The sequence below is a fragment of the Psychroserpens sp. genome (assembly GCF_045105015.1).
Lineage (GTDB): Bacteria > Bacteroidota > Bacteroidia > Flavobacteriales > Flavobacteriaceae > Psychroserpens.
In genome coordinates, this window is record NZ_JBGCCX010000076.1 from 1 (window position 1) to 13,341 (window position 13,341).

Consider the following 13,341-nt stretch of genomic DNA (forward strand, 5'->3'; position numbering starts at 1 on the left):
TGTTAATAAATCACGACCTTGAACACTCATCTCTTCTGGTGGAAGGTCTAAATCTTCAGTAGCAGCACCAATTTGAATTTTGATTTTTTCAGCAGTACGATCTCCAACATAAAGATTATGCTGTGTTCGCATGTAGTAAATAATATCGTTGGTAAAAACATCACCTGCAACTTTAACCGATTTGTCACAAACAATTCCACCTAATGCAATCACTGCAATTTCAGTAGTTCCACCTCCAATATCAACAATCATATTACCTTTAGGCTGCATGATGTCAATACCAATACCAATTGCAGCAGCCATAGGCTCATGGATAAGATATACTTCTTTTCCATTAACACGTTCACAAGACTCTTTTACTGCTCGCATTTCTACTTCAGTAATACCAGAGGGAATACAAACAACCATTCGTAATGCTGGAGTAAATAATTTCTTTTTTAATGCAGGGATGTTTTTAATAAACATGCTAATCATTTGCTCTGACGCATCAAAATCTGCAATTACACCATCTTTCAAAGGTCTAATAGTTTTGATGTTCTCATGCGTTTTTCCTTGCATCATGTTGGCCTCTTTACCAACTGCAATAATTTTTCCTGAAATTCTATCTCTTGCAACAATCGATGGACTATCAACAACCACTTTGTCGTTGTGGATAATAAGTGTATTCGCAGTTCCTAAATCTATGGCTATTTCTTCGGTTAAGAAATCAAAAAATCCCATGTGCTATTCTAATATTATGAGGGCGTTATTATATTCAGTTATTGGTCTTTTGTAAATGTAGTAAAACTTACTAAATATTTACGTTTTATTTCTATTTCAATTTATATGATCGCTAAGTGTTTACCTTTTTATAGTTAAACGTTTGCTTTTTGCTTTTAGATGTCTCAGATTGAAAGATTTTATTTAAATTAAAACACCCCAAAATTATGTGCTTTTAATGTTTAAAATGACGTGTTCCAGTCATCACCATTGCGACATTATTTTCATTACAATAATCGATGGTTAACTGATCTTTTATAGAGCCTCCAGGTTGAATTACTGCTGTAATTCCAGCATTGTCAGCAATCTCAACGCAATCTGGAAATGGAAAGAATGCGTCACTAGCCATAACAGCGCCTTCTAAATCAAAGTTAAAAGACTTCGCCTTGTGAATCGCTTGATTAAGTGCATCTACACGACTTGTTTGTCCTGTTCCACTGGCACATAATTGCTTGTTTTTTGCTAAAACAATGGTGTTAGACTTCGTATGCTTGCAAATTTTAGAAGCAAAAATTAAATCCTCTAGTTCGTTTTGTGAAGGCTTATTATTTGTAGCATTTGTTAAATCATTAAGACTGTCTGTAATGTTGTCTCTGTCTTGAACTAAAACACCATTCAAACAAGTTCTTACGGTTGTTTCAGGGAAATCTACATCATGTAAAATAAGTAGAATTCTATTTTTCTTTCCTTTTAAAACGGTTAACGCCTCATCAGAAAAAGAAGGTGCAATAACCACCTCACAGAATAGCGAATGTATTTCTTCAGCAGTTGCTTTATCAATTTCAGTATTAGCAATTAATATGCCTCCAAAGGCAGATATAGGATCACCAGCTAAAGCATCTACATAAGCTTGGTGAATGGTATTGCGTTGTGCAAATCCACAAGCATTATTATGTTTTAAAATGGCAAAAGTAGGAGCTTCACCTTTAAATTCATTCATCAAATTCACAGCAGCATCAACATCGAGTAGGTTGTTGTAGCTTAATTCCTTTCCGTGGAGTTTTGTAAACAGGTCGTCAAAATTTCCGAAGAAAAATCCACGTTGATGAGGATTCTCACCATAACGTAATACTTGACCATTAGTTTCACTAATTTTTAAAGATGCAATCTCATGATTGGCATTGAAATAATTAAATATAGCCGAATCGTAATGAGAAGACACATTAAATGCTTTCGCAGCGAATTGCTTTCTGTCATCTTCAGAAGTGTCTCCACTTTTAGATTGTAATAACTCTAAAAATTCAGCATAATCATCAACAGAAGATACGCAAATTACATCAGCATAATTTTTAGCGGCAGCTCTAATCAAAGAAATACCTCCAATGTCAATCTTTTCAATGATATCCTGATTAGAAGCACCTGATGCTACTGTTTTTTCAAAAGGATATAAATCCACAATCACTAAATCAATTTGTGGGATGTCAAAATCAACTAATTCAGCAACATCACTATCGTTATTTTGACGGTTTAAAATACCTCCAAAAACTTTTGGATGTAAGGTCTTTACACGACCTCCAAGAATTGATGGATACGATGTGACATCTTCAACTGGTACAACATCAATACCTAAGTCTTTGATGAATTTTTCTGTACCTCCAGTAGAATAAATAGTGACGTTTTGTGCGTTAAGTTCTTTAACGATTGGTTCTAAACCTTCTTTGCTAAAAACGGATATTAATGCCGATTTAATTGCTTTGTTGTTGCTCATTGTTGTGTTGTTGTAGATAATTTCTATTGAAGAAACCGTGTTGTAAAAATTAAACCCCAAAAATACGCATTATCGAGAGTTATTATTAATGAAAAATAGAGTTTATTTATGTTTTTTGTAACAATAAATTGTTGAAAACATCCTATCTTTAATTTTTTAGAAAATCACACCAATTTTATGCTCGTTTATCTTAGATTATTCAAGGAGAGTTTTTCTTTTGCTATCAATGCGTTGCGTAATAATAAACTTCGAACATTTTTATCGCTTCTTGGAATTACCATTGGTATTTTTTCAATCATTGCTGTTCTTGCAGCAGTAGATTCTTTAGATAGGAGCATTAAAGAACAACTCAGTGGTTTAGACAGTAATACGATGTATTTGGCTAAATTTTCTTTTGGTCCTTCTGATGTTCCAAGATGGAAGCGTTTGCAATTTCCTGAAGTCTCTTACAACGAGTATAAGTATTTAAAATCGTCATTAGATGTCGAGCATGTTGCCTATCAACTATTCGTAAGACGTGAGAACATTCGCTATGGAAAAGAAATGGTTAGTAGTGTAAACACTGTAGTAGTTAGTAATGAGTTTGAAGATATCCAAGCACTTAAGTTTTCTAAAGGTCGTTTTTATAACGAATCTGAATCTACCTCTGGTAAACCAGTGGTAGTTATTGGTGATGAAATTGCTAAATCACTTTTTGGTGAATTTGAGCCTATTGGTAAGAAAGTGAGATTATATGGTCAAAAATTTACAGTGATTGGAGTGGTAAAAAAAGAAGGTTCAGGTTTATTTGGAGATAGTAATGATATCTCAATTTTTCTTCCAGCAAACTATATAAGAAATCGTTTCGGAGATAATAATAAAAACATGAATCATATTGTAATTATCAAACCAAATCCTGATGCAGATATTGCGGAAATTAAAGCGGATATCACACAAAAAACCCGTTATAAAAGAGGTGTTAAACCAGATGAAATAAATCCGTTTTTTATTAATATTATTTCTGGATTACAGGATGCTATTGATGGGATTATTTCAACTCTAAACATAATTGGTTGGGTTATAAGTGCCTTTTCACTTTTAGTGGGAGGCTTTGGAATTGCTAATATCATGTTCGTTAGTGTTAAAGAACGAACAAATCTTATCGGAATCCAAAAATCTCTTGGAGCTAAAAATCGATTTATTCTATTTCAGTTTTTATTTGAAGCCGTAATTTTATCGGTTTTGGGTGGTTTGATAGGTATCATTTTAGTAGAAATAATATCGTTAATTGCAACTGCAGCCTTAGATTTTGAATTTATTTTATCTTTTTATAATATCTTTTTAGGGTTTGCTCTATCTACTTTAATTGGATTAATTTCTGGTGTTATACCAGCAATCTCTGCGTCCAAACTTGATCCTGTTGAAGCTATACGTTCTGGAATGTGATTTTTATTTTCAATAGTTTATTGATAATGAATTAAACTGTATTTTGTAACAATATAGAGAGTATTACGTCTTATTTTTTAAATCATAAGTTGCAGATATTGTTATGCTAGTTTATTTAAGGTTATTTAAAGAAAGTTTTTCATTTGCACTTAGTGCTTTACGCAATAATAAACTACGTACTGTTTTATCACTTTTGGGAATTACTATTGGTATTTTTTCAATTATAGCAGTACTTGCAGCAGTAGACTCTTTAGACCAAAGTATTAAAGAAGATTTATCGGGTTTAGATAAAAACACAATGTATCTTACCAAGTATTCATTTGGACCAACTAATGTTCCAAGGTGGCAGCGCGATAATTTTCCTCAAACTGAACATGATGATTATGAATTCATAGAAAGAAATGTTCCAGATATTAAAGCTATAGCTTATGTGATGTTTGGTGGTTCTGAATCAGTAAAATATCAAGGTGAATCTGTAACAGGTGTTGATGTAACTCCAGTGTCTAACGGAATTTATGAAATTGAAGATTTTAAAGTTGAAAATGGCAGGTTTTATACAGAATCTGAATCCAATTCGGGAGCACCAGTAATTGTGTTAGGATATTCAGTAGCTGAAAATTTATTTGAAACTTTAAATCCAATAGGCAAACAAGTAAGAGTTTACGGTAGAAAACTCACCGTTATTGGCGTGTTAAAAAAGTTTGGATCCGGAATATTTGATTCTCCTGACGATAAAGCCTATGTGCCAGCTAACTTTGTAAGACGTTTTAAAAATGGTGGTTCAGATGGAATTCCTGGAGCCATAATTATAAAACCAGAAAAAAATGTAGATATTGGAGCATTTGAAGAAGTGTTAAAACAAAAATATCGTGTTTACAGAGGTCTAAAGGCAGGAGAACCTGATAATTTTTTCATTAACAAAATGTCTGGTTTTACTGATGCTATAGATGGTATCATTGGAACGCTTAATCTTATTGGATGGATAATAAGTGGTTTTTCACTATTAGTTGGAGGTTTTGGTATTGCTAATATTATGTTTGTTAGTGTAAAAGAACGAACAAATCTTATTGGAATTCAAAAATCTTTAGGTGCTAAAAACCGTTTTATTTTATTTCAATTTTTATTCGAAGCTGTAGTTTTATCTGTGCTTGGAGGAATAATCGGGATTATTTTAGTCCAGCTCATATCATTAATAGCTACAGCAGCACTAGAATTTGAATTTGTTCTGTCGGTCTATAATATATTTTTAGGATTTGCCTTGTCGACATTAATCGGATTGATTTCAGGAGTAATTCCAGCTATTTCTGCTTCTAAATTAGACCCTGTTGAAGCGATTCGTACAGGAATGTAAACCTTAGTTTGAAAGTAGGTTTGATACTTGATTACAAACAAATTCTAAAAAATGTTCGTCTTCTTTAGTGAAAGGGTTTGGAGTATTTGAATCAATATCTATCTGACCAATATTTTTTCCATTCACAAAAATTGGAATCACAATTTCTGCTTTTACGGTTATACTGCAGGCAATATAATTGTCTTGTGCTGAAACATCTGGAACAATGAAATTTTCATTGGAAACCGCGACTTGTCCACAAATACCTTTTCCGAATGGAATGATGGTATGGTCTGTAGGTTCGCCAACATAAGGACCAAGTTTTAATTCGTTTTTAGCTCCATTTTTAAAATAAAAACCGACCCAATTGTAATATGATATGTGTTTTTCAAGAAGTTCGCAGATATTCAAAAGACGTTCATTTGTACTTCTAGAATCTTGCTTGATTATCGTTTCAACTTCGGGCTTTAGGGCTTCAAAAATCATTGTTATTAAAATTTTAGTAAAAGTATTTAAAAAGTGTCATTTCTACATTCATTTTATATAAATTTAACTCAATAAAATATTAGCTATTGAAAGCACTTTTTTTGAAATATAAATCTGTCGTAAAATTTATTTTAACCTTTCTAACGGTTTATTTTGTTCTGACTGTCGCCTATAAATTCTATCTAGATTTTTCTGATGGTTCTAAATATTATCCTGATTATTTTACCAACTTAGTAGCAAAACAATGTGATGTTGTTTTACATGCAGTAGGTTATGATGCTCGTATTGTTCCACATGCGAATGAGTCATCAATGAAACTTTTTATAAACGATAAATTTGTAGCAAGAGTAGTTGAGGGGTGTAATTCTATAAGTGTTATTATTTTGTTTATTTCTTTTATGATAGCATTTGCAGGAAAATTTAGAGCAACACTATTATATATAATTTCTGGAAGTGTCTTGATTTATAGTGTCAATCTATTACGTATTGTTATTCTCTCTATTGGGTTATATAATTATCCATGGCGTCGTGAGATTTTGCATACTGTAATTTTTCCATTAATTATCTATGGAATGGTTTTTCTGCTCTGGATGTTCTGGGTAAATAGATTCTCTAAACAACAAAAAGCCAATGCGTAATCCAATCACAATAATATTGCTTTTCGTGTTGTTTGGGCTGTTGGTGCTTATTCGTGTTTTTGAGTTTGATCTTTTTTATGATCCTTATTTAATGTTTTTTAAAAACGATTATTTACATATTGATTCACCAAGACGTGAGGTTTTTAAATTAACGATGTATACAACCTTGCGATATGTGCTAAATTCAAGTATTTCACTAGGCATCATTTATTTATTTTTTAAAGATAAGTCTATTGTTAAATTTTCAATAATAGTTTTTGTTATAGCGTATCTTATTTTGTTGTGCTTATTTCTTTACTTTGTTATTCATCCACGTCAAGAGGACTATTATTTGTTTTTTAATTTCAGACGTTTTTTAATTCAACCAATATTATTATTGCTGTTATTGCCAGCATTTTATTACTACAAACTCAAACGATAAAATGTTAATCTTAATCTAAAACAAATCTCATAATTAACTTTTTTGTAACTTTGTTTTCTAATTATTGGTATGATAAAACAGATTCTACATAAATCATTTTCAGCATTCATGGCTGTTTTGGTTTTGTTTTCTACAGTGTCTTTTACTGTGGAAAAACATTTTTGTGGTGATGTTTTAATTGATGCAGCAGTTTTTTCAGAAGCTGATAAGTGTAAGATGGAAACTTTTGAAATTGAACAATCTAAAATAACTAAAAAGCATTGTTGTAAAGATGTTTTGGAGGTTTTACAGGGTCAGGATCAATTGAAGCTATCACAATTTGAAGATATCACGTTTGAACAACAGGTTTTTGTTATTTCATACTTGTATTCATACATTCATAGTCTAGAGGATTTACCTAAACTTATTATTCCTCACAAAGACTATTCTCCTCCTAATCTCATTGAAGACATTCAGATTCTTGATGAGGTATTTTTAATTTGATGTATTGGTATATGTTCTTTTATCATAGGTTTTAAAACCTATGTATATTTTATATCAATAATAATCAAAAATTCATGACACGTACATACAACTTAACAGGTGTGACCTGTAATAATTGTAAAGCTTCCGTTGAGAAAGCTCTAAATACTATAGATGCTATTGAAGTTGTATCTATTGACTTAGAAAATTCTGAAGCTACATTAAAAATGTCTCATTTAATTTCAAATGAGGAATTACAAAGTGTATTGCCTTCTAAATATGTAATTTCAGAAGCTTCTTCTTATAGTGACTCAATATCAGAAAGTAAAGAATCTGTTAGTGACCTTAAACAGTTATTTCCACTATTTTTAATATTTGGATATATTATAGGTGCTTCCGTATTATTAAACAAAAATGAATGGAATACGAATAATTTTATGCTCGATTTCATGGGTTTGTTTTATATCGTATTTAGTTTTTTTAAGCTACTAGATTTAAAGGGTTTTCCTGAGTCGTTTCGTATGTATGATCCATTAGCAAAGGTAATTCCTGCCTATGGTTGGTTGTATCCTTTTATTGAGTTGACACTCGGATTACTATTCTTAATGCGTTTTCAAATTTCTCTAGCTCTTATTTCTACTTTAATAATTTTGGGTATCACAACTATTGGAGTTACCAGAGCATTATTAAGTAAAAATACCATTCAATGTGCTTGCCTAGGAACGGCATTAAAACTTCCTATGACTAAAGCTACATTTATTGAAAATACTATTATGATTGTTATGGCTATTGTCATGTTATTAAAAACCTATAATTAAAAAATGAAAACAATATTATATATCGTATTTGCAATTCCAATGCTGATATTTTCTCAAGATCAATTATCTGGAGAAGTTTTTGAAGCAAATACGGAAGGCAAAACTATTCCGGTAATTGGCGCTAATGTATTTTGGCTAAATACATCTGTTGGTGCCGTAACTGATATTGATGGGAAATTCACTATCCCATATGAGTCAAGTTACAAATACTTAGTGATCAGTTATGTTGGTTATAAAACGGATACTTTAACTATTAACCAACCGAAATATATTAAACACTATCTTAAATCAACAAGTGAATTAGATGAAGTGACAATTACTTCAAGAAAGCAGTCTACAGTCAAATCCTATATGAAGGCTGCAAATGTTCTAACAGTAAGCAGTGACGAATTACTAAAAGCGGCTTGTTGTAATTTATCTGAAAGCTTTGAAACTAATCCATCAATTGATGTCAATTTTTCTGATGCACTTACTGGAACACGACAAATTAAAATGCTTGGCTTAACAAGTAAATATATTTTAATTACGACTGAAAATGTGCCCTCTATTCGTGGTGCATCTCAGGCGTTTGGTTTAAGTTTTATTCCTGGTACTTGGGTTGAAAGTATTCAAATCACTAAAGGCGCAGGTAGTGTTACAAACGGATTTGAAAGTATTGCTGGGCAAATCAATGCAGAACTTGTAAAGCCCACAACAGATGATCGTTTTTTTGCTAATTTTTACGCAGCAAGTAGTCAGCGTATGGAGTTAAATACTCATGTAAATACTAAAGTAAGTGATAAATGGAGTGCTGGTCTATATGTTCATGGGAATACACATCAAGAAAAGCATGATGTGAATAACGATGGTTTCCTTGATATGCCCTTATACAATCAAATTAATGTAATGAATCGCTGGCAGTATATCAACCCTGAAAAAGGCCTAGTTAGTTTTATCAATGTACGTTATTTAAATGACACAAAGCAAGCTGGTCAAGTCGATTTTAATCCAGATCGTGATAAGCTAACGACTAATTTTTGGGGAAGTGAAATTGATACAGAACGTTTTGAATTGACCACAAAATTAGGTTATGTGAACCCTGAAGTTCCTTGGCAAAGTTTAGGTGTCCAGTTTGCATTCAGCACACATAACCAACAATCGTATTACGGATTGAATCAATATGATATCAATCACAACAGTGTATATTCTAATGTGGTTTATAACTCTATTATAAGTGATTCTAGGCATAAGATAAAAACAGGTTTGACTTTTACTTATGATCATTATGACGAATTCGCTATTAACACTGATTTTGAACGAAGTGAACGATCTTTTGGAGGCTTTTTTGAGTATGCTTATGATAATTTAGATAAACTGACTTTAACTGCTGGACTCCGATTTGATACACATAATTTATTAGGTGAATTTATTACGCCTAGATTTCATTTACGATATACGCCTTGGGAAAAATCAGCGTTGCGTTTTTCTGTTGGAAGAGGTAAGCGCAGTGCGAATATTTTTGCTGAAAACCAAAGTCTGTTTGCGACCTCTAGAACTGTAAATATTTTGAATAGTGATGGCAATATTTATGGTTTAGATCCTGAAATTGCATGGAATTATGGCGTCTCTTATTTACAAGGATTTAATCTATTCGGAAGAAAAGGGGATGTTACTTTTGATTTTTATAGAACCGATTTTCAAAATCAAGTGGTTGTTGATTGGGAAAATCCTCAAGAAGTTAATTTTTATAATCTAGAAGGTGATAGTTATGCAAATAGTTTTCAGGTGGAGTTTAATTATAATGTTTTTGAAAATTTTGATTTTAGAACTGCTTATAAATATTATGATGTCCAAACAGAATATTTAACAGGTAAACTATCAAAGCCACTAATTCCTGAGCATCGCTTTTTTGCAAATGCTTCTTACGAAACTCATAAAGAGGAAGGTGAGTTTTCTCATTGGAAATTTGATATAACGTATAATTGGTTAAGTGAACAAAGATATTCATCAACAAGTTCAAACCCAATAGGATTGAGGCTACCTGAAGAATCACCAACAGTTGGTACGTTAAATGCTCAGGTGACTAAAGTGTTTTCATCAAAATTTGAAGTATATTTAGGAGGTGAAAACATTACAAATGTTAGACAGGATAACCCTATTTTAGGAGCGAATGATCCTTTTGGTTCAAATTTTGATACTACATTTGTATATGGTCCAATTTTTGGAAGTATGTACTACGCAGGTTTAAGATTTAAAATAAAATAAATTTAAGATTATGAAAAAAGTATTATTAGTAATAGTTGTAATGTTGGTTTCAATACCATCATTTGCTCAAAACAAAAATGCAAAGGCTTCTTTAGAAGTTGATGGTGTGTGTTTAATGTGTAAAGAGCGTATTGAAAAAGCTGCCATTCGAACAAAAGGAGTGAAGTCTGCCATTTGGAATGTTGAAACGCATGAATTGAAACTTATTTATGATGAACGCAAAACTAATTTAGATACCATTACTCAAAAAATTGTTGCTGTTGGTCATGATACAAAAGAAGTGAAAGCTACAGATGAAGCTTATAATTCTGTGCATCCTTGTTGTAAATACCGTGACGAAGAAGTTCAAGAAGATCATAAAAACTAAGTTGTATTAGTTAAAAAGAGGTTGGTAGTATTAATTAATAAAAAAAAAACCAGAGTATTTAAGTACTCTGGTTTTTTATTTTAGGAATTTAATAGACAAATTATTTACATATGAGTGAGATAATTTATCTGTGGTGATTCGCCACTACATCATGCCTGGCATTCCGCCTCCCATTGGTGGCATTCCGCCTCCAGCGGGAGCATCTTCTTTTATATCTACCAATGCACATTCTGTTGTTAAAATCATCCCAGAAACTGACGCTGCATTTTCAAGAGCAATACGTGTCACTTTTTTAGGATCGATAATTCCAGCTTTAAGCATGTTAACATAAGTTTCAGTTTTAGCATCAAAACCAAAATCCTTTTTACCTTCCATAACTTTAGAAATTACAACTGAACCTTCGCCACCAGCATTAGATACAATCGTTCTCAAAGGTGATTCGATAGCTCTAGCTACAATTTGTATACCTGTAGTTTCATCTAAGTTTTCAGTAGTAATCTTTTCAAGAGATTTTATAGCTCTAACTAAAGCTACACCACCTCCAGCAACAATACCTTCTTCAACAGCTGCTCTTGTAGCATGTAAAGCATCGTCAACACGATCTTTCTTTTCTTTCATTTCAACTTCAGAAGCTGCGCCAACATATAAAACGGCAACACCTCCAGCTAGTTTAGCTAAACGTTCTTGAAGCTTTTCTTTATCGTAATCACTTGTAGTTGATTCAATTTGAGCTTTGATTTGATTGACTCTTGCTTTGATGTCTGAAGACTTTCCAGAACCATTCACTATGGTTGTATTATCTTTATCGATCATTACAGATTCAGCTGTGCCTAACATGCTTAAATCAGCATTTTCAAGAGAGAATCCGCGTTCTTCAGAAATCACCGTTCCACCTGTTAAGATTGCAATATCTTCTAGCATAGCTTTACGACGATCTCCAAAGCCAGGTGCTTTTACTGCAGCAATTTTAAGTCCACCACGTAATTTATTCACTACCAAAGTAGCTAATGCTTGACCTTCTACATCTTCTGCAATAATTAGTAAAGGTCTTCCTGATTGAGCAACTGGTTCTAATATTGGAAGAATCTCCTGTAGGTTCGCAATTTTCTTATCAAATAATAAGATGTACGGATTTTCTAAATCTGCAATCATTTTGTCAGAATCTGTAACAAAGTAAGGCGAAAGATAACCTCTATCAAACTGCATTCCTTCAACAACATCTACATAAGTATCAGTTCCTTTGGCTTCTTCAACAGTAATGACACCTTCTTTTCCAACTTTTCCAAAAGCTTGTGCGATTAATTCTCCAATAGTATCATCGTTGTTAGCAGAAATAGAAGCCACTTGTTTGATCATTTCAGAAGAGTTGCCAACTTTTTTAGATTGCTTATCTAAGTTTTCTGTAATAGCCTTAACAGCTTTGTCAATACCACGTTTCAAATCCATAGGATTGGCACCTGCAGCAACATTTTTTAAGCCTTCTTTTACAATAGCTTGTGCTAAAACAGTAGCAGTTGTTGTTCCATCACCAGCTAAATCGTTAGTTTTAGATGCAACTTCTTTTACCATCTGTGCTCCCATATTTTCGAGCTCATTTTCTAATTCAATTTCTTTAGCTACAGAAACCCCATCTTTAGTTACTTGAGGCGCTCCAAATGATCTGCCAATAATAACATTTCGTCCTTTAGGTCCTAACGTTACTTTTACAGCGTTTGCTAATGCATCAACACCACGTTTTAATCCGTCACGTGCTTCTATATCAAATTTTATATCTTTTGCCATTTTATTTATTTTTTAGTTAATTAAACAATTGCTAATATGTCACTTTCGCGCATGATGAGGTAATCTTTACCTTCTAACTTTAATTCTGTTCCTGCATATTTTCCGTAAAGTACTGTATCGCCAGATTTTACAGTCATTGGCTCATCTTTTGTGCCTTTACCAACAGCAACAACTTTTCCTTTTTGTGGTTTTTCTTTAGCGTTGTCTGGGATTATAATTCCTGAAGCTGTTTTTGTTTCAGCTTGGACAGGTTCAATCACAACTCTGTCTGCTAATGGTTTAATATTTAAGCTCATTTTATAAAAGTTTTTAATTTATTATTGTTAACGCTTAAGCGTTATGCTAAAAATGTGCCAGCTGTTTTTCAACTGACAAACTTGCAGAAATAAAAAATGCCAACTGTTACAGTTGGCATTTTTGTTATATGTTTTATTCTTCTTAGTTTATAGAATCACTTGGTGTTGCGATATCATCTGTATTTGTGTCTGGAGTTGTTACTGGAATACTAGTTTCAGTATTTTCACCATTAATTACTTTAGATTCAGTTGCACCACCAGCACCAGGAATAGCAAAATTTGAAGCTAAAATAAGTGCTAGTAATAATGTTGCTAATGCCCAAGTACTTTTATCTAAAAAGTCTGTTGTCTTCTTTACACCACCTAACTGTTGTGTGCCACCACCTCCAAACGATGAAGATAATCCGCCACCTTTTGGGTTTTGTACCATTACAACAACGATTAGTAAAAAAGCTACTAATACAATAAGGATTAAAAAGATAGTAAACGTATTCATGAGTTTATGTATTATTTTCTTGTAATTGTTTGACTGCTTTAATTTGGTCTGCAAAGAAACCACTTTTTTCTGGATATTTCAAACTTAAAATTTTATAAGATTGAATTGC

The 13,341-nt window shown here is 32.4% G+C and carries 14 protein-coding genes; 8 read left to right on the top strand and 6 right to left on the bottom strand.

Annotated features, from left to right (window positions below; translation table 11 throughout):
- Together AB8B90_RS06005 and purH are read right to left on the bottom strand one after the other, a co-directional pair.
- Window positions 1–720 (bottom strand): rod shape-determining protein (locus tag AB8B90_RS06005; RefSeq protein WP_405334725.1); only part of this gene is annotated, 720 nt, incomplete at its 3' end.
- Between the two features lie 214 nt (window positions 721–934).
- Window positions 935–2,467: a bifunctional phosphoribosylaminoimidazolecarboxamide formyltransferase/IMP cyclohydrolase gene (purH, locus tag AB8B90_RS06010; protein ID WP_405334727.1), complete on the bottom strand. Its 1,533-nt coding sequence runs from the start codon at window positions 2,465–2,467 to the stop codon at window positions 935–937.
- Between the two features lie 177 nt (window positions 2,468–2,644).
- Here purH and AB8B90_RS06015 point away from each other — a divergent pair, with 177 nt between their 5' ends.
- Together AB8B90_RS06015 and AB8B90_RS06020 are read left to right on the top strand one after the other, a co-directional pair.
- Window positions 2,645–3,892, top strand: a complete 1,248-nt coding sequence (locus tag AB8B90_RS06015; RefSeq protein ID WP_405334729.1) for an ABC transporter permease — start codon at window positions 2,645–2,647, stop codon at window positions 3,890–3,892.
- 103 nt (window positions 3,893–3,995) lie between these two features.
- Window positions 3,996–5,243, top strand: coding sequence for an ABC transporter permease (locus AB8B90_RS06020; RefSeq protein ID WP_405334731.1), 1,248 nt, complete (start codon window positions 3,996–3,998; stop codon window positions 5,241–5,243).
- 3 nt (window positions 5,244–5,246) lie between these two features.
- Here the strand turns inward: AB8B90_RS06020 and AB8B90_RS06025 are convergent, their stop codons facing one another.
- Window positions 5,247–5,708, bottom strand: coding sequence for a GAF domain-containing protein (locus AB8B90_RS06025; protein ID WP_405334733.1), 462 nt, complete (start codon window positions 5,706–5,708; stop codon window positions 5,247–5,249).
- 86 nt (window positions 5,709–5,794) lie between these two features.
- Between AB8B90_RS06025 and xrtF the strand changes: the two genes are divergently transcribed.
- The 6 genes from xrtF to AB8B90_RS06055 all read left to right on the top strand — a co-directional run bounded on the left by xrtF (window position 5,795) and on the right by AB8B90_RS06055 (window position 10,658).
- Window positions 5,795–6,346, top strand: coding sequence for an exosortase family protein XrtF (xrtF, locus tag AB8B90_RS06030; protein WP_405334735.1), 552 nt, complete (start codon window positions 5,795–5,797; stop codon window positions 6,344–6,346).
- Entirely contained in the window at window positions 6,339–6,767 is a 429-nt protein-coding gene (locus AB8B90_RS06035) for an exosortase F system-associated membrane protein (protein ID WP_405334737.1), read from the top strand. The genes xrtF and AB8B90_RS06035 overlap by 8 nt, the downstream gene beginning before the upstream one ends.
- Before the next feature lie 69 nt (window positions 6,768–6,836).
- Entirely contained in the window at window positions 6,837–7,250 is a 414-nt protein-coding gene (locus AB8B90_RS06040) for an HYC_CC_PP family protein (RefSeq protein WP_405334739.1), read from the top strand.
- Window positions 7,251–7,324: 74 nt separating this feature from the next.
- Entirely contained in the window at window positions 7,325–8,047 is a 723-nt protein-coding gene (locus AB8B90_RS06045; RefSeq protein ID WP_405334741.1) for a heavy-metal-associated domain-containing protein, read from the top strand.
- Between the two features lie 3 nt (window positions 8,048–8,050).
- Window positions 8,051–10,291 carry a TonB-dependent receptor domain-containing protein gene (locus tag AB8B90_RS06050; RefSeq protein WP_405334743.1) on the top strand — a complete coding sequence of 747 codons (2,241 nt, stop codon included), beginning with the start codon at window positions 8,051–8,053 and terminating at the stop codon, window positions 10,289–10,291.
- A gap of 10 nt (window positions 10,292–10,301) precedes the next feature.
- Entirely contained in the window at window positions 10,302–10,658 is a 357-nt protein-coding gene (locus tag AB8B90_RS06055; protein ID WP_405334745.1) for a heavy-metal-associated domain-containing protein, read from the top strand.
- 144 nt (window positions 10,659–10,802) lie between these two features.
- Here AB8B90_RS06055 and groL read toward each other — a convergent pair whose 3' ends face one another.
- The 3 genes from groL to secG form a co-directional block, all read right to left on the bottom strand.
- Window positions 10,803–12,440, bottom strand: a complete 1,638-nt coding sequence (gene groL / locus AB8B90_RS06060; protein WP_405334747.1) for a chaperonin GroEL — start codon at window positions 12,438–12,440, stop codon at window positions 10,803–10,805.
- A 20-nt stretch (window positions 12,441–12,460) separates the two neighbouring features.
- Window positions 12,461–12,736 (bottom strand): co-chaperone GroES, encoded by a 276-nt coding sequence (groES, locus tag AB8B90_RS06065; RefSeq protein ID WP_405334749.1) that lies wholly within the window; start codon window positions 12,734–12,736, stop codon window positions 12,461–12,463.
- A gap of 142 nt (window positions 12,737–12,878) precedes the next feature.
- Window positions 12,879–13,232: a preprotein translocase subunit SecG gene (gene secG / locus AB8B90_RS06070; protein WP_405334751.1), complete on the bottom strand. Its 354-nt coding sequence runs from the start codon at window positions 13,230–13,232 to the stop codon at window positions 12,879–12,881.
- Window positions 13,233–13,341: the final 109 nt, after the last annotated feature.